Source organism: Paraburkholderia sp. GAS38 (genome assembly GCF_050434965.1).
Taxonomy (GTDB): Bacteria; Pseudomonadota; Gammaproteobacteria; order Burkholderiales; family Burkholderiaceae; genus Paraburkholderia; species Paraburkholderia phenazinium_A.
Window position 1 is genome coordinate 160162 of sequence record NZ_JBNDJO010000003.1, and the last position, 20643, is coordinate 180804.

15 protein-coding genes are annotated in these 20643 nt (G+C 61.8%); 14 read left to right on the plus strand and 1 reads right to left on the minus strand.

The features are described 5' to 3' along the window. The first annotated feature begins 177 nt into the window (after positions 1-177). The 9 genes from P3T42_RS08320 to P3T42_RS08360 all read left to right on the plus strand — a co-directional run bounded on the left by P3T42_RS08320 (position 178) and on the right by P3T42_RS08360 (position 13840). The gene (locus tag P3T42_RS08320; RefSeq protein WP_429305709.1) at positions 178-1494 is read left to right on the plus strand and encodes an aspartate aminotransferase family protein; all 1317 of its coding nucleotides are present in this window, start codon (positions 178-180) and stop codon (positions 1492-1494) included. A gap of 50 nt (positions 1495-1544) precedes the next feature. Next, the gene (locus P3T42_RS08325; RefSeq protein WP_429305710.1) at positions 1545-2513 is read left to right on the plus strand and encodes a diiron oxygenase; all 969 of its coding nucleotides are present in this window, start codon (positions 1545-1547) and stop codon (positions 2511-2513) included. Positions 2514-2567: 54 nt separating this feature from the next. Continuing rightward, the gene (locus tag P3T42_RS08330) at positions 2568-6995 is read left to right on the plus strand and encodes an amino acid adenylation domain-containing protein (protein ID WP_429305711.1); all 4428 of its coding nucleotides are present in this window, start codon (positions 2568-2570) and stop codon (positions 6993-6995) included. A gap of 127 nt (positions 6996-7122) precedes the next feature. Further along, positions 7123-7809, plus strand: a complete 687-nt coding sequence (locus P3T42_RS08335; RefSeq protein ID WP_429305712.1) for a hypothetical protein — start codon at positions 7123-7125, stop codon at positions 7807-7809. Further along, positions 7806-8489, plus strand: coding sequence for a hypothetical protein (locus P3T42_RS08340; RefSeq protein ID WP_429305713.1), 684 nt, complete (start codon positions 7806-7808; stop codon positions 8487-8489). The genes P3T42_RS08335 and P3T42_RS08340 overlap by 4 nt, the downstream gene beginning before the upstream one ends. Positions 8490-8606: 117 nt before the next feature. Further along, positions 8607-9500 carry a LysR family transcriptional regulator gene (locus P3T42_RS08345; protein ID WP_143788254.1) on the plus strand — a complete coding sequence of 298 codons (894 nt, stop codon included), beginning with the start codon at positions 8607-8609 and terminating at the stop codon, positions 9498-9500. 266 nt (positions 9501-9766) lie between these two features. Then, positions 9767-11227: an MFS transporter gene (locus P3T42_RS08350; protein WP_429305714.1), complete on the plus strand. Its 1461-nt coding sequence runs from the start codon at positions 9767-9769 to the stop codon at positions 11225-11227. A 154-nt stretch (positions 11228-11381) separates the two neighbouring features. Further along, a complete protein-coding gene (locus P3T42_RS08355; RefSeq protein ID WP_429305715.1) occupies positions 11382-12878 on the plus strand; it encodes an MFS transporter in 1497 nt (498 codons plus the stop codon). Positions 12879-12883: 5 nt separating this feature from the next. Continuing rightward, positions 12884-13840 carry a glutathione S-transferase C-terminal domain-containing protein gene (locus tag P3T42_RS08360; RefSeq protein ID WP_429305955.1) on the plus strand — a complete coding sequence of 319 codons (957 nt, stop codon included), beginning with the start codon at positions 12884-12886 and terminating at the stop codon, positions 13838-13840. Here the strand turns inward: P3T42_RS08360 and P3T42_RS08365 are convergent. Further along, a complete protein-coding gene (locus tag P3T42_RS08365; protein WP_429305716.1) occupies positions 13824-15020 on the minus strand; it encodes an iron-containing redox enzyme family protein in 1197 nt (398 codons plus the stop codon). The two genes, P3T42_RS08360 and P3T42_RS08365, sit on opposite strands and share 17 nt — an antisense overlap. Positions 15021-15232: 212 nt before the next feature. Between P3T42_RS08365 and P3T42_RS08370 the strand changes: the two genes are divergently transcribed. The 5 genes from P3T42_RS08370 (at position 15233) to P3T42_RS08390 (ending at position 20619) form a co-directional block, all read left to right on the plus strand. Further along, positions 15233-16357 carry a TIGR03032 family protein gene (locus P3T42_RS08370; RefSeq protein ID WP_074294406.1) on the plus strand — a complete coding sequence of 375 codons (1125 nt, stop codon included), beginning with the start codon at positions 15233-15235 and terminating at the stop codon, positions 16355-16357. Beyond that, a complete protein-coding gene (gene cysC / locus P3T42_RS08375) occupies positions 16350-16934 on the plus strand; it encodes an adenylyl-sulfate kinase (protein WP_429305717.1) in 585 nt (194 codons plus the stop codon). Before P3T42_RS08370 ends, cysC begins: the two co-directional genes overlap by 8 nt. Positions 16935-17168: 234 nt before the next feature. Continuing rightward, positions 17169-17570, plus strand: coding sequence for a type II secretion system minor pseudopilin GspI (gene gspI / locus P3T42_RS08380; protein WP_074294408.1), 402 nt, complete (start codon positions 17169-17171; stop codon positions 17568-17570). Beyond that, positions 17554-18225 (plus strand): PulJ/GspJ family protein, encoded by a 672-nt coding sequence (locus P3T42_RS08385; protein WP_429305718.1) that lies wholly within the window; start codon positions 17554-17556, stop codon positions 18223-18225. Before gspI ends, P3T42_RS08385 begins: the two co-directional genes overlap by 17 nt. Before the next feature lie 252 nt (positions 18226-18477). Continuing rightward, complete coding sequence (locus tag P3T42_RS08390) at positions 18478-20619, plus strand: tetratricopeptide repeat protein (RefSeq protein ID WP_429305719.1); 2142 nt, start codon at positions 18478-18480, stop codon at positions 20617-20619. The last annotated feature ends 24 nt before the right edge of the window (positions 20620-20643 follow it).

Consider the following 20643-nt stretch of genomic DNA (forward strand, 5'->3'; position numbering starts at 1 on the left):
TGCGAAAGCAAGGCTAAGTACAGCACATATATCCAGGTTTTCAAGGCGTTTTTAAACTTGACATCGATATATCCTGACCTAGAGTAGACGGGCTGGTATATGCGTGGCTGTGAAAGAGAACGATCAATGCGAGTAAATCACGATCTGGTATATCTAAATATTTTTTAGGAGTACATCATGAGTGGCAGGTCTAGTTCAGCAGCATTATTCGCACGCGGCAGGAACAGTATCCCGGACGGTGTCAATTCACCGCTGCGTTCGTTTCAGCTGGTTGGGGGCGATCCGATCGCGGCACGTGAGGCCCGAGGCTCGCGCGTGATCGACGTTGACGGGAAAGAGTACGTCGACTTCCTTAACGGCTTCGGCGCGCTGATCCTGGGTCATGCGCATCCGGAAGTGGCGGACGCAATCGGACAGCAAGCGAAGCGCGGCACGTCATACGGGTTGTCGACCGAAGCAGAGTATGAACTGGCCGAGCGGATCGTCGCCAGCACGTCCGCTATCGAAGCGATTCGCTTCGTGTGCAGCGGCACGGAGGCGGTCATGACCGCCACACGCATTGCGCGTAGTCATACGGGACGGAACCTCATTCTCAAGTTTCGCGGCTCGTATCACGGTCACTCGGATGCGCTGCTTGCCAGTCCGCTGAATCTTCAACAGGGCGAGTCGAGTTTGAAAAGCGTCAGCCGGGGTATTACGCATAATGCGAACCGGGACGTCCTGCTTGCGGAATATAACGATGAAGAGGAAGTGGCGAAGATATTCAGCGAGCATGGAGATTCCATTGCAGCAGTGCTGGTCGAGCCGCATTCGACCAACATGGGCTTCGTGAAATCGCGCCCGGGCTTTATCAAATCCTTGCGGGATATTACGCATCAGTACGGCGCGCTACTGATCTTCGATGAGGTGGTATCCGGGTTCCGCTTTAATTTCGGTGGCGTCAGCAACCTGTTTGGCATCGAGCCGGATCTGACCACATTTGGAAAGATCATAGGAGGTGGGACGCCCGTGGGGGCATTCGCCGGCAAGGCCCTCTACCTCTCCCAGGTGGCTGCCGGCGGCGGGGTCTTTCAATCGGGCACGTTTGCGGGCAATCCCCTGACGACGGCAGCCGGAATCGCCACGCTGAAGGTGCTTTCCCGTCCGGGCTTCTACGACCAGCTCGAAGCAAAGGGCGCGTGGGTCGAGCAGCAACTGACCAGCGGATTCGCCGGGCATCGGATTCCGTTCCGGGTTAGCCGGGTTGGGTCGGTGCTTGGCATCGCGTTCAGGGATAGTAGCGAGCCACTGAAAGACTACCGCGACGTAAAAACTCAGGACTACGAGACTTTCACGCGATTCCATCGGCGCTTGCGCGACGCGGGCTTCCTGCTTGCGCCGTCGCTTGAAGAGCCGATCTTCCTGTCTGCCGCGCATACGGATGCCGATCTGCGAGCATTTACCGAGGCCGCTGTGGACGCATTGCGCGAACTTTATAGCGCCGTCGCGGGATAGGGCAACGTCCCACCCGATGATTTCTGTCTAAACATCTTACGAGGAATGACATGGACGCTGATATTCAGCTTGAGGACGCGCGACTGGAGGAAGCGGTAACTCGCTGGTACGCCAACGCGACGGTGCGCAACAGTCCCCGCATCTTTGTACCCGCCAACATCGCAAGCGAAAACATCTTCCCGAAGTCGCGCCAGCTATTGGCCGGCCACCAGATCGTGACGTCGCTGGGTGGCGATGCAGTTGCTTACGTGCTCGCGCAGTCGACGTACAAGTATATGTATGAAATCGGCCTGCTCGAGACGAGGTTCGTGATCGACTGCTCGTTGAAGATCGTGAATGGCGAGATCATCGCGGGCGTGTCGGAAGAAGACCGGCGCGAGGCCATTACCATCGTCATCGACGAGGGTTACCACGCCTATGTGGCGCTCGACTTCATTATTCAGCTCAAGAAGAACTCGGGGATCGAGCCGCTATCCGTTCCGCAGACCAATGGCAATCTGGATGCGGTGCACCGCGGATACGCGAGCTTGCCGGCAGCGCTGCACGCCCCTTATCAGCTGCTTGCCACCTGCCTCGCGGAGCACACGTTGACCAAGGACCTGCTGAGCATCGGCCGGGAAAAGGAAGCCACTCGTACTTTCACGCAGGTCATGACCGATCACGTCTCGGACGAAGGCCGGCACGCCAACTACTTCGCGCGTCTGGTACGTGAGCACTGGGCGACGTTGGGCAAGGCGACCCGCGAGCGGATCGGCGTGTTCCTGCCGGGATATCTCGACGACTATCTCGCGGCCGATTTCGAGCGTCGATTCGATCGCGCGGTGTTGTCGCAGCTTCAGCTCTCGGCCAGCGAAATCGACACCGTGCTGCAGGAGACCAACGAGCGGTACGCAGCAAGCGCAACGGACTATATCAAGGTGACCCGCAGCAATCTCGTGAAACTCCTGGAGCGCACTGGTGTGCTTGACGAGGCGGCAGTCAGGCATGCCTTCGTCGACCACGGCCTGCTGACGGCCTAAGGGACCTCGGCGCCCCGCGCATGCAACAAAGACAGCGTTCTTCTGGGAGCACACATGCTGCTGAATCAGATACTTCGTCACTCGCTTGAACAGCCGGATCAGCTCGCCGTATACGATGGAAATCGAGGGCTGACATACGCCGAACTCGAGAGGGTGAGCGCATGGATCGCAGAGCAGATCCATGCGATGCCCGTCACGCGCGGAGCGCTGGTGGCGGTCTACCAGGACCGGGGGGCCCTGATGGTCGCCAGCATCGTCGGAATCTGGCGAAGCGGCGGCGCGTACACGGTTGTTGAAGCCGAGGGTATTGCAGAGGAGCACTACCATCGGCTAGGGGTGATCGGACCGGATGTGGTGCTGACGACCGAGGAGCATGCCACGGCCCTGGTCGAGCGTGGCTTCCGGGTCTGCATCGTTGACCGGAACGAAGCGGCGCGTGCCGGCGTGGCCGCATCGGGCGGTGCGCTACCTGTCCCGCAGCGGACCAGTGGCGGCGGCGTTCCCGACACGGCCGATCTTGCGTACGTGCTATTCACGTCCGGCTCGACGGGGGTGCCAAAAGGTGTGATGGTCAAGCACGGAAATATTGCCCACTATGTCCGCGCGCTGATCGAACGGCTGGACGTGCGCTCCGGGTTGACCTATGCCCACGTCAGTACGATGTCGGCGGATCTCGGGAACACCAGTCTGTTCCTGTCGCTATGGACCGGCGGCACCTTGCATGTGATCGACGACAGTCGTCGAAAGGATCCGTCGGCCTTGCTTGCGTATCTGCAGGACCAGCGGATCAAGGTGCTGAAGATCACGCCGTCGCACTGGGAGGCGATTTTCTCGTTGCTGGGTTCGGCCGGGGCGCCGCAGTTCGCACTCAAGTATCTGATTCTTGGTGGCGAGGCACTCTCGGTGAAGCTGGCGCGAGCGGTGCTCGATGCGGGGATTACTGAGCGGCTGGTCAACCACTACGGACCGACTGAGACCACTGTGGGCATTACGGCCTATCCCATCCCGGATGGCGACCCGTCGGCACTGCCGGCCACAGGGACCGCGCCGATCGGCCTGCCGCTCGGTGAAACGAAGCTGATCGTGCAGACGTCCGACGGCTCTTTTGTGGACACCGGCGCACAGGGCGAACTCTATGTCGGAGGTCCTTCCGTTTCAGCGGGCTATCGCAACAACGCGCAAGCCAATGAGAAAGCGTTCGTCGCCGGCCCAGGCGGTCACGGGCGCTTCTATCGAACAGGAGACATCGTCCGCATCGATGAGCGCGGCGTTGTTCACTTTCTTGGGCGGGTGGACCGTCAGGTGAAGGTGAACGGTTACCGGATCGAGCTCGAGCAAATCGAACGGGCGCTGAAGTCGCTCGACGGATGCGAGGGTGCAGCCGCGTTCCTGATCGATGTGCGTGAGCGCCCCTCGATCGCGGCCGCCGTGCTGGCGCGTGGGCAGGTAACAGGCGAGGAATGGAAGACGCAACTCGGCGGAATACTGCCCGCTTATATGATTCCCCGCGAGTTGCAGGTCTTTTCGGATTTTCCACTGACGCCGAATGGGAAGACCGATCTTGCGCGTTTGAGAGCACTGCTTGATGAGCGCATCAAGGTAAGAGGGCAAGCGTCCGTCCGCGATGGGGATGGGAGCGACAATGCAGTGACAGCGGTACGGGAGGCATGGCGACAGTGCCTGGGACATGACAGGTTTACCGACAGCGACAACTTCTTTTCCTTGGGCGGGGACTCGCTCGACGCGATCGGGGTGATAGCAAGACTGCAGGCCGGCGGCTATCGTGTATCGGCACGTTCCTTTCTGAAGGAGCCCACGGTTCGCGCGTTGGCACGCAGCGTTCGTGCGGCATTGGACGATGCGCCGGTATCGGCAGCGGACAACGCGAGCGTCACTGGCGCGATTCAGGCCGCGCGCTTCTCGGCTGCCCAGCGTACCTTTTTTGCGCAGCGCCTGGCCCGGCCGGATCATCACAACCAGGCACTGATGTTCGACGTGGCAGGCCCGCTGTCTGTTGACATACTCAGGCAAGCGTTTGAACGGGTCCGGGACTGGCATCCCTTGTTGTCGACGCGGTATCGGTGGATCGACGACGTATGGACGGCTGAACAGCAGTCGAAAGACCGATTGAAGCCGGTACTGGAAATCACTGAGATTCCAGCGACACAGGATCCCGACGACGTTGCCGTTCTCGTCCGCCGCACAAGTCAGGCTTTGCAGGCGTCGTTGAGCCTGGAAGCGGGACGGGTGTTCGCGGCGCATCTGTTTCGCCGGGAGAGCGGAGCCAGCCACCTGGTGCTTTGTGCGCATCATGTGGTGGTGGACGCGGTATCGTGGCGAATCCTCGTCGACGACGTCTCGCGTCTGTACAGCTCGCTTCTGCGAACGGGGACGGAGCCCGCTGCGCCTGTTTCCGGCTCGGCCTGGGATTGGGCCGAACACGTTGCATCGAGCGGTGCGCTAGAGGCCGATCTGGACTTCTGGCGCAAGCTTCCGGCGACCGTCGTGCAGGAGCGCTTGGGGTTGCGGGTCAAAGGCAATCTCGAACGCCATGCCAAAACAGTATGGCTGTCGTTTTCCCGCGAGCGGACGAGCGAACTTCTCAGGGACCTGCCGGAGCAATTCGGCGCCCCGTTTCATCATGTTCTGCTCGCGTCTTTCCTCCACGCGTTCGATGAGGCGGCGGCGTCGCGACAGAATCATCTGGTCGAAGTGGAGAGCCATGGACGGATGACCTTCGACGACGACATCGACGTTTCGCGTACGGTGGGATGGTTCACCTCCGCCTATCCGGTGGTTGTGTCTTCGGTGAGCGGCGAGCTGGCGGGAACCGTCGGCCTGGTCGACGCGGCGCTCGGCGGCGTGCCGCGCCTTGGCATTGCCTACGGTGTTCACCGGGACATCCTGGAGCGGGAATGGGGTGGCGTTCCGGCGGCGCGCTTTTGCTACAACTATCTCGGGCAGTTCGAGTTCGGAGACGGCGATGCATTGACGCTGAGACCGTCTACGCTGTCTCCCGGCTTCGCACGGGGATACGATAACGATCGCATGCACGAATTCAGACTGACCGGACGGATCATCGATGGACGGCTGATCTGCGATCTGGGGTATAGCGGCGAGCGGCACGATCCGGCCACCATCCATGCGATCGTCGAGCGCACGGCGGTACTGCTGAGCACGGCGTTGACAGCGGATGCGGGTGACCCCGCGGTACGCGAGGGCGCCCGGCCTGGCTCCGAACACGCCCGTGTCGAGAAGGGGTTCAGCACGTTCATCGAGGCCGGAAGTAGCGCCGGATTGCTCACGTATCGCCCCACAGGGCTGCATAGAGGCGAGAGCGATCCGGGAGGTTCGCGCGATCGTCGACGGTATCGCCATGTGCTGATGTCAGGGGCGACGGGGTTTCTCGGCGCCTATGTATTGCGTGAGTTACTGCTGGCGACGGGCGCCCGTGTCCACTGCATTGTGCGCGCGGCGACGGATGACGAGGCCGCCACCCGGCTGGCGGCGGCGTTCGACTGGTACTTCCCGGACACGCCGCTGACGGGCTTCGGTGCGAGGGTGCAGGCCTATTCGGGGGATGTGGCGGAGGAACGGCTTGGGCTCGGGAAGCAGACCTATGAGTCGCTCGATCGGGAGATGGATGCCGTTTATCATTTTGCCGCGGATACGCGCCTTTTTGCCGACGAAGACGTACTCGAACGGCAAAACATCACCGGCACGCGCCGGCTGGTCGAACTGGCATCAGGAAGGCATCCTAAGGATCTTCATCATATGTCGACGCTGGCCGTCTGCGGCGTCAACCAGAGCGGCAAGGCGATTGTCTTCAGCGAGTCCACGTTAGATGTGGGACAGGACTTCCTGAACGCCTACGAAAGAACGAAGTTCAAGGCCGAAAAGCTGGTGCGGGAGTTTGCATTGCGGGGCGGCCGGGCCTTCATCTACCGGTCCGGCAATGTCTCCGCGGACTCGCGTAGCGCACGCTTCCAGCGCAAGGCGGCTGACAACCGTTTTGTGCAGCTTTTGCGCGCGGCGGTGAAAATCGGCAGCCTGCCGGCCCATGTCGGCGAACCGGTCGCGCTGAGCCCGGTCGATGTCGTAGCGCGCGGCATTGTGGCGCTGTCCCTCGACCTCGTGCAGGGTGGTGGTGTCTATCACGTGGACACCCCCTGGACGATCTCGATGGAGGACGTTTTCGACACGCTACGGGAGCTTGGCATCCCCTTCGAAGTCACTTCGCACGCCACGTTCGCAGAGCTCTTTCGCAGCGGCTCGGTATCGAACGACCGGGATGTTGCGTTGGGCTACTTCTGGGCATCGAGGCCGGAGCGAGGTATAGCGTTTGACCATTCGCGAACCCTGCGGATTCTGTCCAGAATGTCCCGCGATTTTGAGCATCCCAAACGGGAATGGCTACGGGCGTTTCTCGCGCACCTGGTGGCGGCAGGGGTGCTATCCGGGCAGTCCGCGCTGCCCGCGTAGTTTGCGGCGAAAGGTTTGTCGCTGCGCACGGCGGCGAGCGTCGACGCTGAGGGCGACCTCGCCGGGAACCCGCTGAGGCCGCATCGAAGCGGTGGTGACAACGACTGTCGATTTCGCAAGGAATACGATGAGACAAGAACCAGCAGGCATGGCGACATGGCTTAATGCATGGCAACTGGTGTGGACGTCCACGCTGACGGTTGCCGGTATCGCCGCGATTATCCTGATACGGCAGACTGATCTCGTCGGCGTGCGAAGTGTCATTGCCATGTCGGCACGCACGTCGCTAGTGTTGTTCTGCCTGGCGTTCAGCGGCTCGTCGGTCCACCGGCTCTGGCCTGGCCGCTGGAGTCGATGGCAACTGCGCAACCGGCGTTATCTCGGACTGTCGTTCGCCGCCTCGCACACCATCCACATCGCGGCGCTGATTGTCTTCGGGGTGGTGGCGCCCGCCGTCTACGCGACCGTGGGTACGTGGACGAACGGCATGCTTGCCGGACTCGCATACGTCTTTCTGCTGGCGATGGCCGCGACGTCGTTCGATCGCACGGCGGCGTGGCTGGGGGCCGCTCGCTGGCGGGCACTTCATCTGGTGGGCAGTTACTACATCTGGCTAATATTTCTGATTGCGTTCGGGAAACGCATGATGCGACATCCCGTCTCGTTCTATCCGGTCGCCGTGGCGATTCTGGTGTTGAGCCTGGCCATACGACTGGTTGCCGGCCCGTACGCACGGCGGCGTACCCGCGCGCAATCCTTGCCGCAGACTCTGCCCAGTGACGCGGTCGAACCGCGATTGAGCCGCGAAACATGAGCAAGAGCGGCCCAGGATTCGATTTGACTCATCAGTTCTCCATGGCGAATTGGCTCTCGGGATGGCGGCTTTTTGCCCTTCTGGTGGCGACACCGATATCGATGGCCGCAAACGTGGCGCTCTTTCATCGAGACGTGGATGGCGTACGCACCGTGGTCATCCTGACGGTGCGCTATACGTTGGTCCTGTTCTGCCTCATTTTCAGCGTGTCGGCACTGCAGCGTTTGTGGCCGAACGACATCTTCCGATGGCTGTTGCGGAATCGCAGATATATGGGGCTTTCATTTGCAGCGTCGCACAGCGTGCATATTGCCGGCCTCGCCGTATTCGCGCTGATTGCGCCGGCCTCTTACGCGCGGGAGAGTCGGCTCTTTAGCGAAATCGTGGGGGCGATTGGGTATTTTTTCGTGCTCGCCATGGCGAGCACTTCGTTCGACGTGACAAGAGCGTGGCTCGGGGACGCCCGCTGGAGGACTCTGCATTCGGTAGGGGGGTATTGGATCTGGGGCGTCTTTGCGTACATGTTCGGGAAGCGCGGCCTCGCTTACCCGTCTGTTCCGCTATACCGGGTCGCCTTGTTGCTGTTGCTGCTATCCCTCGCGTTGCGGCTGATTGCTCGAGAGCGTCGCCGCAAGGATAGGGGCGGGCTTCCAGCGGCGGCGGTCCCCGAGCGAAGATAACAATCGCCCGGTTCGCTGCGCATTCTTAACCGCTGTCCTGGTTACCGTAGCCGTGAATTGGTGATATCATAATTTTATGATATCAGCATTCCAGCATAACAAATCAGGATGGATGATATGCCCACTCTTGACGTCGATTCCGTAAGCGCGTTCGTGCTGGTGGCCGATCTGGGCAGCTTCACGAAGGCTGCCCATGCGCTGGGCACATCGCAGGCCGTCATCAGCGTGAAGGTGAAGCGCCTGGAGGACCGGCTGGGCTACCGGTTGCTGGAACGCACGCCCAGAAAGGTCAACCTGTCGCAACGAGGCAAGACCTTTCTCCGCCCGGCCAGAAACTTTATTGCGGCGCATCAACTGGCGATCGCCGGGCTCACCAGCACCCCGAAGCGGCTGGTTATCGGCATCAGCGACCAGGTGGCCGGCCCCGGTTTGCCGGCTCTCCTCGCGCAGTTGAGTGCCTACGATCCCAGTCTGGTGATGGAAGTCCACATCGATGCCTCGCACACACTCATGGATGCCTTCGATAAGAGCGCGATAGACGCGGCGATCGTGCGGCGGGAGGACGACCGGCGCGACGGCGAATTGCTGGTTCGCGAGCGTTTCGGCTGGTTTGCGTCGTCGCGCTGGGAAAATGGGGAGGGTCAGGCGCTGCGTCTGGCGTCTCTGGCGTCGTCTTGTGCCGTTCGGGCGTTAGCGACGCAGGCGTTGGATGCCGCCGGGATCCCCTGGACGGAGGTGTTCATCGGTGGCGGGATGGCGGCGGTGGGCGCGGCGGTGTCGGCGGGTCTTGCGGTCGCTCCGCTAGCGTATAGCGTCGCCCCGGTCGGCACGATCGATGTGGGCGCGCGATATGGCTTACCGCGTTTATCCGAGTCCGATGTCGTTCTTCACGCCGCGGTCACCGATCCGCTCTCGCAAGGTGCGATCAGACGCTTAGCGGCGTCGTTCAGAAGCGGGGAGACCGGGGCGGCAATCGCCCTTGAGCCGGCTTCCAGCGCCATGGTCGCCTGAAGTCGCCGGGTACCGCCTTCCTCAACCGGTCAGCCAGTCAGCCGGTCTCTGCCGGCAATCAGTCTCAGAGTCTCCGAAGTCGCCGGAACCGGCGCGTGGCGGGCGTCAGCGTCCTGTGCGGGCGCCTTGAGACATCCATAAATGATATTTCTGAAATATCCTTTCATAGCTTCCCTTTATAGATCCCGCCCTGCAGACTACAGGCATTCCAGCTAGGGGATGCGGGCGGATGGCCCGGCCGTCCTCGCCAGACTGTCAGGGACAACATGAGCACGAAGGGATACACGGGGGCACTGGAGGTATCTGTCACGGCCGGAGCGGAGCCCGATCCGCGACGGTGGTTCGCGCTCCCGATTCTGCTGATGGGCGCATTTTTGCCGCCGCTCGACTTCACCATTGTGAATCTCGCTTTGCCTTCCATTCGCCAGAGTCTGGGCGCCACGTCGAGCGAGGTGCAGTTCGTAATCTCGGCCTATGCCGCCACTTATGCGGTGTTCCTCGTGACGGGCGGACGTCTCGGCGATCTGCGCGGCCGCAAGCGGATGTTCATGACCGGCATCGTGGGCTTTACGCTGGCATCCGTGCTGTGCGGGGCCGCCTGGTCCCCAGGTGTGCTGATCGCCGGGCGTATCTTGCAGGGGCTGATGGCGACGGTGATGGCGCCGCAGGTGCTGGCTTCGATCCGCGTACTGTTTCCGGCGCACGAGCAGGGGCGGGCGCTGGCCTTTTACGGCGCCACGTTTGGTCTCGCCAACATCTGCGGCCAGATATTCGGCGGGGTGCTTGTTTCGGCTCATCCGTTCGGCTTTACCTGGCAGACCATATTTTTTGTCAACGTCCCCATCGGCATCGCTGCGTTGGCGGGCAGCGCTGTGTTCCTTGGCGACTCGCGGGCACAAGAGGCACAACGGCTGGATCTCGGCGGCGTCGTGCTTCTGTCGGCGACGCTAGGGTTGCTGGTTTATCCGCTTGTCGAGGGGCGCGAAACAGGGTGGCCGGTCTGGATCATCGCCATGCTGGTCGCCTCCGTCTTCGCGTTGGTCGCGTTCATCGGTTTTGAAAAGCGGTTCGCGGCTCGGGGTGGGTCCCCGCTGGTCGATTTCTCGCTGTTCCAGAACCCGGGGTTTGTCGCCGGCATTGCGATGGCGGTGCTGTTTTATATGCAGAACGCCTTTTTTCTGACGTTCTCCGTTTATCTGCAGAACGGGCTGCGCCTGACGCCGTTTGACGCAGGGATGGCGACCCTGCCGTACGTGAGCGGTGGCTTCGTCGCCTCCCTGGCTTCGTCGCGTCTCATGCAACGTCTTGGCCCCCGCGCTCTGACTCTCGGTTTCGTATTCCAGGTGGTGGGCTTCAGCACGGTGATGTTCGCAGTCAGTGGCGGGCCATCAGGAACGCTGGGACTCGGACTGATATGCGCCGGGGTCGGCTTCGGAACCATCATGCCATCCGTCCTCAAGGCCGTAATCGGCGGTGTCGATCAAAGGCATGCCGGCCTGGCGTCGGGCGTTGCAATCTCCGCCTTGCAGATTGGATCGGCGCTAGGCGTGGCGATTGTCGGCGATGCCTTCTATAGCGCGCTGGGTACAAGACAGGACCTGAGGGCCTATGCCCATGCCTTTACCTTTGCCCTCGGATGTAATGTCGTGCTCCTGATCGTTGGCGGGTGCCTTTCTCTTAGGCTCCCAGGCGCGAGGCGCACGTTCGCCTTGAACAGAGGCGGTTGAACGCATGAGCGGCGATGTTCCCCTGTCAACCTGAGGGGCGCGCTTTCGCATAATCGTCCCAGGCATGTACCTGATCCGACTGTTACCGGCCGCAGCCGTTTACACAACAATGCCCGCCTTGCCGGTGGTTCCTGTCAATTCCGAAGGGTAAGCCATGAAATCTGTTCAGCTAAATCAGGATGCGGCCGCGGCCGACGTGGGTTCGGTCTCGCTTCCTCGTGCCGATGCCGAGCTGTCGCTCAAAGAGGGGAAACCTTCCTCTAGTCGGCTGGCGCTAACGGTCTTGCTCACGGGGGCTTTTCTTTCGCCTCTTGATTACTTCATCGTCAATCTCGCTCTCCCCTCAATCCGGACCGGGATCCACGCGAGTTCCGCCGAACTGCAACTGGTTGTCTCCGTCTATGCTTCCGCGTTTGCGGTGCTACTGGTTACGGGCGGACGATTGGGTGATCTGTTCGGGCGCAAGAAGCTGTTCATGTCGGGAATGGCGGGTTTCGTCATCGCATCGGCTCTCTGCGCGGGTTCGCCGAATGGCATGATTCTCGTCATTGGCCGGGTGCTTCAGGGCGCGGCGGCTTCCGTGATGGTTCCGCAGATACTCGCCACGATCCGCACCGTGTTTCCGAAAGAACAGCAGACTAAGGTCATGAGTTTGTATGGGTTCGTCTTTGGCATCGCTGCGGTGGTCGGGCAACTGGGGGGCGGCGCGCTCATTACGCTAAGACCGTTTGGCCTGGAGTGGCAGTCGATTTTTCTGATCAACATTCCGGTCGGCACACTTGCACTGATCGGTGCGTGGAAGTTTGTACCCGAGAACCGATCCGCGCATGGCGCGCGGATCGATTCGGTTGGCGTGATTCTGCTGTCGTTGTTTCTGGGGCTCGTGATCTATCCGCTGACGCAGGGTAGAGAGGCGGGATGGCCTACCTGGACATTCGTTTCCTTTGGCGCGAGTGTGCCTGTCTTCCTCCTGTTCCTGTTGGCCGAGTATCGATTGAAGCTGCGGGGCGGAGACCCGCTCGTCGACCTGCAACTGTTTCGGAATCCGGTGTTTTCGCTCGGATTGCTGCTGGCGTTCTGTTTCTATTGCGACAGCGTATTCTTCCTGACGTATGGCATCTATCTTCAGAGCGGGCTGCACTGGACGCCGCTCGCCGCCGGTTTTGCAATTTTCCCATTTGGTATTGGCGCTGTCCTTGGGCCCTTGTTGTCGCCTGCGTTGGTGCGTCGCGTGGGCAGCCACGTTCTGACCACGGGCTTTGCGTTGCTCGCCATTGGCTTCGGAACTTCCGGCGCGGCGTTGCTTCACGCGCTGGAGCCACATGCACTGTTCTTTGGGGGCCTGTTCCTTGCGGGAATGGGTCACGGCATCGTCCTGCCGTCTGTCGTGCGGATCGTCATCGGCGAAATCGCGCCTGAGAAAGCGGGTTTGGCGTCTGGTGTCGTGACATCCATGCTGCAGATCGGATCGGCGTTCGGCGCAACCGCGATCAGTGGCGCGTTCTTTTCAGTGCTTTCCTCGGGTACGACGTCCGCCGATTACGTACGCGCCTACCAGACAGGCATAGCAATCGTGTCGGTGCTGTTTGTCGTCTGCGTTGCATTGTCGGTTGTACTGACGAGGCTGCAAGGAAGGGCGGAGGGCGCGTGAAACTGATGATCGACGGCGTCTGGCGCGGAGACATTGACCCCACGCCGGAGTTGCAGCGCAAGCGGATGATCCATGCCGGCCAGTTCCGTGAAAAGATCGAGGCGGGGGCGTTCCGTGCAGAGGCGGGTCGTTACCACTTATACCTATCGTATGCCTGCCCGTTTTCGCATCGCGTCCACGTAGTATGGGCGTTAAAGAAACTGACGGCTGTCATCGGTGTGTCGATCGTGCATCCGCTCTGGGATAACGGTGACGGCTGGACACTGGGTGCAACAGACTGGTCTACGGCTGACGGCGGCCGGAACGGATTCCGCTTCCTGCATGAGGCCTATCGCGCAACCGATCCGGCATACACCGGGAAAGTGACGGTGCCGGTCCTGTGGGACTGTTCGACGAAGCGGATCGTCAACAACGAGTCGATTGAAATCGCCACTTTGCTGAATGCGGAGCCTGATGAGCCGGGGTCCCGGCAGGTCGACCTTTATCCTTATCCCCTGCGTCGGGAGATTGACGGCCTGAATGAACAGATTGCGTCAAGATTAGCCAAGGGCGTGTATGCGGTTGGACAGGCGAGTGATCAGGACGAATACGACGCGGCGGTTAACAGCCTGTTTGGCTTCCTGGACGAACTGGAAGATCGCCTTGGCGATGGCCGGCCGTTCCTGATGGGCGACGAGATAACATTGACCGACGTGCTTGCGTATACCCCGTTGGCGCGCTTCGACGCTGTCTACCATCCCCTGATGAGGGCAAGCCGGAAGCGGTTGGTCGACTATGAACGGCTGGCGTCGCTCGTGCGCCGCATCCACGATCTGCCTGGTGTTGCCGCCGTCACCCGATTCGACCATATTCTCAAGCACTACTACGATGGCGATTGGGCGGTCGCGACCCGCCGCGGTATTGTTCCCGCCGAACCGAAAACCGATTTCCGTAGCGCAGCCGTTCTCAGCGCAGCGCGTTGAGCTTTGCGTAAAGCGCGTCGTAGTAGCCCGCACAGCTTTGAAGTCGTAGCCTGGCGCCGACCAGGATATCGGCGCCGGCAGACGGGGTTTGCTCGACGATCGGGACAATGACATTCATTAGCCATCCCTCACCGTGCACCACGTCGATAGTGACGTGCTCGTCGTAGTATTCCAGCTCGTTCGCGGTACCGAGTCCAACGCGCCGGCAGCCGCGCGCCAGCTTTTCGTATTGGGGCGGATCCAGCAGTTCGGTCATCGCCAGGATGCCTAATAGCTTGAAGTAATGTCTGCGGTTCAACGCGGTCAGCATGAAGAGGTTATAACCGGCGAGACCTTGCCAATCCAGCGTGGCCGCATGATTATCGACGGCCTGCCCGACACCGACACTATCGAGCAGCCGACGGAACAGCGTCACATGACTGCGCGCCGGTTCTCCTCGACCTGACTCGTCCCAGAAATTCTGCGCGAGTTCTTTGCGGACTTCGATTCTTGAACCGACCATGGAGAAAAGAAGCAGGTCGAAGAAGCGGATATTGAGCGCGCTGTCGCTCGTGAAGAACGCGATGATCTGCTCTTTCGAGGCTTCCTTCTCGAGGAAGTCGAATAACGGGTGGCACGAGGCGGGATGCTCGGACCATAGCCGCTTCAGCGCGGCAACCAGTTCGTCGCTGTCCGCCGGACGTGGAACGTGGGCGAATCTCGAGGTCTCAGTGTCGAGCCAGCGCCGTTCTATCTCGCGACGCAGCCGCGTCAGTAGGGGGTCGAATTGATGCTCGGTGCGGGGAGACCCCGCGTCTGCCACATGAAGGTCATATAGCAAAAAGAGCGCACGGTGAATCTGGTGCAGGGCGGCCTCATCGTGGTATCGAAGCGCTGCGTCCAGGGTTGCATGCGCTTTCGCGAGGAGTTCGTGCTCGTACGACCCGTTGTAACCCGGCACTTGATCGAGCGGTCCACTGTCGCACAACACAGCGACTGCTTCGTCAATGGGCAGCGAGAGGGTTTCGTCGATGATGCCTGGGTTGAATGTGACGAGGGGCGCGTCGTGACGGGCTAATCTCTGATCCGTAGGATTTGGACTCATGGTCTCCACTTCCCGGCAGGTTTCGGAGGCAATTGACGCACGCCACGGTTGATACTGGCCGGAGTGATGATACGTGTCTGTATCCTGTTTCGCCATCGTGAGATGAGCATTTAGATATGCAAAATATGGGAATGTACAGCGCATCAACCAGATCCACTCTTCCCAATTGTACGTAGCATCGGAAACATCCGTGCCACATGGTGTCCATAGAATCTCGGGCTTGTGCTGCGAGGCACCTCCCTTTCTATGCGCAATCGCCGCTATCGCCACAGCCCTCTCCGCTGCGGTGTGGCCGAACCGGACAACCGATGCCAGACGCCAGCATGCAGACCGACCATCCCGAAGCCGAACCGTCCGATGCCTGGTCTCCCCTGATCAACGTGCGTGACACAGGCCGCTTTCTGCAGGTTCTGGAAGCGCTGGGCTGCACGTTGGCGATCAGCCGGCGGCCGTCAGGGGTCGCCCTCGTCGGCGTAGAGAACGGCGTGCCTACACTCTCGGCTTGCTTACTGCCGCGTTCGATGGGTCTGGCTGTCACCCATGATCGCATTGCCATCGCCACGGCGCGCGAGTTGATGATTTTCGCCAACGTCCGCTCGATCGCCGCGCTGTATCCGGAACGGCCCGATTACTACGATGCGGTCTACGTGCCGCGTCATGCCTTTTACACCGGCGATTGCGACCTGCACGACATGGCCTTCGACGGCCAGCTCGTGTTGGCGGTCAATACCCGTTACTCGTGTATCTGCGTGATCGACGGCTATTTCAACTTCACGCCGATATGGCGCCCGCCGTTCCTCAAGGAACTGACCGCGGACGACCGCTGCCATCTGAACGGCATGGCGATGCACGACCGCAAGGTCAAGTTCGTGACGGCGCTTGGCACTACCGACACGCCCTATGGCTGGCGCGAGGGCATGGCCGGCGCGGGCGTGGTGATGGAAGTGCCGTCCGGGCGTATCGTCGCCTCGGGCCTCTCTATGCCGCACTCGCCGCGTGTCATCGACGGCCAGCTTTATGTTCTCGAAGGCGGCCGTGGCCAGGTGTTGCGCCTCGATCCGGTCAGCGGAGCCAGCACGGTGATCGCGACACTCCCCGGCTTTACGCACGGGCTGGCGGCGTATCGCGGCGTGCTGTTTGTCGGGCTGTCGAAACTGCGCCAGAAACGCGGTCCGCAGGGTCTGCCGATTGAGGCTGAAGGCGAACTGATGGCCGGCGTGGCCGCGCTCGATCAGGCCACCGGTGAGGTGCTCGGCATCCTGCACTTCTTCAATGGCGTCGAAGAGGTGTTCGACGTTCAGGTCATTCCGGACATCAAGCGCGCCGAGATCCTCGCGCCGGAACAGTGGTACCGGACCTCGTCGGTGGTGACCATGGAAGGCGGCATGTGGGAGCGGCAACCCCAGGAGCCGGTGGAAGAAGCCAATGGCTGAGGACGATGCCGGCACGCTATCCGCGAGGGCAAGCGCAAGCGCCGTCGAGCACAGCAGTGCTGTCTTCTGGTTGACGGGACTGTCCGGAGCGGGCAAGTCGACGCTCGCCTTCGGGGCCGAGAAGACACTTAAGGCGCTGGGCTACCGCGTGTGCGTGCTGGACGGCGACCGTTTGCGCACCGGCCTTAACCGCGACCTGGGATTCAGCGAGGCGGACCGGATGGAGAACATGCGCCGCGTCGCCGAAGTCGCTACGCTCTTCGCCGACGTAGGCGTGGTAGTGATCGTCGCGCTGATCTCGCCGCTGGCGGAGGGCCGCGAGCTCGCAAGGCGCGTGACAGGGCGCCGTTTTCACGAGATCTACCTCGCCGCCGATCTGGGTACGTGCGAAGCCCGCGATCCCAAAGGCCTGTACCGGAGGGCGCGCGCGGGTGAAATCGCCGGGTTCACCGGCATCGGTTCGGCCTACGACATTCCCCTTAGCCCGGACGCGGTCATCGATACTTGCAGCAAGCACGCGGCATCGTCCGTGGCGGATCTCGTCACGTATATCCGCTCGCGAATCGAACTTCGCTAAGTGCGTTTCGCCCGTGAAGCAACGGCCGCGCACGGTGGTTGCACACGGCGCGAGGTGCGTAACATCGGACATCGATTCGCCACGGCCGGCCGCTAGTATCGATTCGTTTCGTGCCCCCGTGCTGGCTTGCGAGGGGCGCTCCTCACGCTTTGCCGGACAACGCTAACAGCGCGATGCACGCGCCGGGCGGCGGGTTCTGCGCGGCAACGATCGACGCATCGCGGACGAGGCACCATGCGGAACATGTGGCAGCGAGGCGAGCGCGCTGGCGCACGCGGTTTTACCCTGATCGAAGTACTCATTGCGCTCGCGATCGTCGCGATTGCCCTGGGCGCGGTGCTGAGAGCGATCGGCGCGTTGAGTACGAACGTGGAGATGGCGCGTTCGCGTCTGCTGGCAATCTGGAGTGCCGACAACGTGCTCAGCGAGATCTCGATTGGACAGCAATGGCCGGACCCTGGTCAAAGCACATTCTCCTGTCCGCAAGGGCGTTACCGGTTTGTCTGCCGGCAAACGGTGACCCAGTTGAGCAGCCCATTGATCCGGCAGGTCGAGGTGCGTGTCTACGGCTATGCCGCGAGCGCCGACGTATTGGCCGACGCGGCAACGGTGATCCAGAATGAAATCCGTCGCTAGAGGTGTCCGTGTCCGTCCGCGTGCAGCGTTCGGCTTCACGCTGATCGAAATGCTGGTTGCCATTGCGCTGCTGGCCGTGGTGGCGATGCTGTCGTGGCGCGGTCTCGATGCAACCATCCGCAGCCGCAACGACATCGTGGAGAACCTCAGTCAGACACGCGAACTGGGCAAATACTTCGCGCAGTTGCAATACGACGCGCTAAACGTCGTCGCACCGGAAGAAGTGTTTGGGGCGCCGTTGCGGATGCGGCCTAACGAGCTCGTGCTGGTCAGACACCTCGGTACCGGATCTGGTGGGTTGACGCAATTACAGGTGGTCCGTTATCAGCTCAAAGGTCACGAGTTGTTGCGCAGCGCTTCGCCGCCGCTCTCGTCCCTGTCCCAGTTGAACGACGCCTTGCAGCACATGGACACATTCGCCGGCGTGGTCGTGAGCGACCAGGCGCGCGCTATGGGCATCTCGGTATGGCTGGCGCCGGGCGGCTGGACGGACCGGCAGGCAATCATCTCCGACGAGTACGCGCGCTTTCTCTCTACCCATGGCGTCTCGACGGTCGCGACCCGCGCCATGCCATTGCCCCGCGGAATTCGCCTCACGGTGACAACGGTTGAGCCGGTCACGGAATACGTTAGAACGGTTCCACTGGGCAGATAGCGCATTGAAGGTGAGTCCCCGAATAATAGTACGTACAACTGGTCATACAGTTGTTGGGATGCAGCCGTTAATCTGCAGAAAGCTGTAGCGAGCAGCCGCAAGACTTAACGACTGCGTGCCGGGCGGCGGTGCCGTGACGAGGCGCGCGACGACATCGAGGACATTGGGAAAATGAATCCGGAACCCTCATTGAACGACCGGGCCAGCGGGTCCGCGTCGGCAGGTGCTGCAAGCAGGCTGCCGCGCGGCGACATGTCGCTTGCCAGAGACCTGCATGGCAAGGGGCAATTCGATGCGGCCGCCCAGCAATACGAAACGGTGCTGGCCGGCCAGCCCGATCACGCCGAAGCGCTGCATCTGTACGGCGTGGTGCAGTATCAGCGAGGGCGGGCGGCGGAAGCAGAAGCGCTGCTGCGCCGTTCGGTGACGCTTACCGCCGAGCCGATGGCGCTCACCGATCTGGGCGCCGTGCTGGCCGCCTCAGGCCGCGTCGACGAAGCCCTCAAGCGCTTCGAGCAGGCGCTGGAGATCGAACCGCGTCACGTTCATGCGCTGGTTCGCCTGGGCAACACGCTCGTCGGCATGCAGCGCTACGAGCCGGCCCTTGCCGCTTATGACCGGGCGCTCGCGGTGTCGCCGCTGGTGCTCGATGCGCTATGCAATCGCGGCAGCGCGCTGCGCGCGCTAGGCCGTTATCTGGAAGCGATTGAAACCTACGATCGCGCCTTGACGGTCGACCCGCGCTCGTATGAATCGCTCTACAACCGCGGTCACGTTCTGCGCGATCTGCACCGCTACGCCGAGGCACTGCAGAGCTACGACCGTGCCATTGCGATCCGGCCGGGTAACGTCGCGATGCTGTCGATCCGCGGCCGAACCCTGGTGGATCTCGGCCGTCCCGCCGAGGCGCTTGCCAGCTTCAACGAAGCAATCGCGATTCAGCCGGACTTTGTCGAAGCGCTCTACAACAGCGCCGTCGCGCTCGAGCGCCTGGGGCGCGCGGCCGAAGCCGTGCAACGCTGCGAGCGCGTGCTGCTGCTGGAGCCGCAGCATAGCCGTGCGTTCGCCTGCCGCGGCAATGCATGGCTGCAGACGGAGCAGTACGCCGCCGCCTTGCGCAGCTACGATCAGGCGCTCGAAATCGATCCGCGCTCGGTGGAAGCACTCTGTAACCGGGGCACGGCGCTGCGCTTTCTCGAACGCTACGAGGAAGCGCTGCAGAGCTACGATGCCGCGCTCGCCGTCGACAAGGGCTTTGCCGAGGCATGGGGCAACCGCAGCAATGTGCTGCAGGATCAGCATCGTTACGAGGATGCGATGGCTTCGCTCGATCGCGCGCTCGCGCTGCGCGCCGATCATCCGACGAGCTGGTTCAACCGCGGCAACGTGCTGTACGAGATGGGCCGCCAGGACGCGGCGGTGCAGGCCTACGACAAGGCGATTGCTCTGGACCCCGGCTATCGCGATGCGCATTTTGCGCGCGGCTCGTTGTACCTGGCACAGGGCGACTTCGCACGCGGCTGGCCCGAATACGAGTGGCGCGTGCGCGACCCGAACGGCGAGCACAGCAGACGGGTTTTCACACAACCGCTGTGGCTCGGCGAGGAGCCGCTGGACAACAAGACCATTCTGATTCATGCGGAACAGGGCTTCGGCGACACGCTGCAGTTCTGCCGCTACGCGGCGCTGCTTCACGAGCGCGGCGCCCGTGTTGTGCTGGAGGTGCAGCCGGCGTTGAAGACGCTGATCGACAGCTTGCGCACGCCTGTGCAAGTCGTGGCGGCAGGTGAGTTGCTGCCGCCCGTCGATTACCACTGCCCGCTGCTGAGTCTGCCGTTTGCGTTCAAGACGGAGTTGCAGAGTATTCCTGGCAAGGTGCCCTATCTTTATGCCGATGCAGAACGGGTGAGCAACTGGGACAACCTGCTCGGTCCGAAGCGCGGCTTGCGCATCGGCGTCGCGTGGTCGGGCAACCCCTCGCATCGCAACGACCGTAACCGCTCGATCGCACTCGTGGCGCTTCTGCCGCTGCTGCGGGAGCCGAATGTCGAATGGATCAACCTGCAAAAGGTGGTCCGCGAGCGCGACCGCAGCGTGTTTGAGCAGGCGCCGCTGCGCAGCTTCGATGACGACATCGTCGACTTCGCGGATACCGCCGCGCTGGTGCAATCGGTGGACCTGGTCATCGCCGTGGATACCGCCGTCGCTCACCTTGCCGGCGCACTGGGCCGGCCCGTCTGGGTGCTGCTGGCCGAACCGCCCGAATGGCGCTGGATGCGTGCGCGCAGTGATAGTCCGTGGTATCCCGAGGCCAGGCTTTTCCGCCAGACGGTGGCGGGGCATTGGGGCGACGTCATCGACGCCGTCCGCAGCGAACTCAGGACGCTGTCGTAGCCAAGGAAGCGCAGCAAACGGATC

What these genes read in the sequence shown, in the direction of transcription:
- P3T42_RS08320 (WP_429305709.1), top strand. Translation starts at nt 178, where the DNA reads ATGAGTGGCAGGTCTAGTTCAGCAGCATTATTCGCACGCGGCAGGAAC.
- P3T42_RS08325 (WP_429305710.1), top strand. Translation starts at nt 1,545, where the DNA reads ATGGACGCTGATATTCAGCTTGAGGACGCGCGACTGGAGGAAGCGGTA.
- P3T42_RS08330 (WP_429305711.1), top strand. Translation starts at nt 2,568, where the DNA reads ATGCTGCTGAATCAGATACTTCGTCACTCGCTTGAACAGCCGGATCAG.
- P3T42_RS08335 (WP_429305712.1), top strand. Translation starts at nt 7,123, where the DNA reads ATGAGACAAGAACCAGCAGGCATGGCGACATGGCTTAATGCATGGCAA.
- P3T42_RS08340 (WP_429305713.1), top strand. Translation starts at nt 7,806, where the DNA reads ATGAGCAAGAGCGGCCCAGGATTCGATTTGACTCATCAGTTCTCCATG.
- P3T42_RS08345 (WP_143788254.1), top strand. Translation starts at nt 8,607, where the DNA reads ATGCCCACTCTTGACGTCGATTCCGTAAGCGCGTTCGTGCTGGTGGCC.
- P3T42_RS08350 (WP_429305714.1), top strand. Translation starts at nt 9,767, where the DNA reads ATGAGCACGAAGGGATACACGGGGGCACTGGAGGTATCTGTCACGGCC.
- P3T42_RS08355 (WP_429305715.1), top strand. Translation starts at nt 11,382, where the DNA reads ATGAAATCTGTTCAGCTAAATCAGGATGCGGCCGCGGCCGACGTGGGT.
- P3T42_RS08360 (WP_429305955.1), top strand. Translation starts at nt 12,884, where the DNA reads ATGATCGACGGCGTCTGGCGCGGAGACATTGACCCCACGCCGGAGTTG.
- P3T42_RS08365 (WP_429305716.1), bottom strand. Translation starts at nt 15,020, where the DNA reads ATGGCGAAACAGGATACAGACACGTATCATCACTCCGGCCAGTATCAA.
- P3T42_RS08370 (WP_074294406.1), top strand. Translation starts at nt 15,233, where the DNA reads ATGCCAGACGCCAGCATGCAGACCGACCATCCCGAAGCCGAACCGTCC.
- cysC (WP_429305717.1), top strand. Translation starts at nt 16,350, where the DNA reads ATGGCTGAGGACGATGCCGGCACGCTATCCGCGAGGGCAAGCGCAAGC.
- gspI (WP_074294408.1), top strand. Translation starts at nt 17,169, where the DNA reads ATGCGGAACATGTGGCAGCGAGGCGAGCGCGCTGGCGCACGCGGTTTT.
- P3T42_RS08385 (WP_429305718.1), top strand. Translation starts at nt 17,554, where the DNA reads ATGAAATCCGTCGCTAGAGGTGTCCGTGTCCGTCCGCGTGCAGCGTTC.
- P3T42_RS08390 (WP_429305719.1), top strand. Translation starts at nt 18,478, where the DNA reads ATGTCGCTTGCCAGAGACCTGCATGGCAAGGGGCAATTCGATGCGGCC.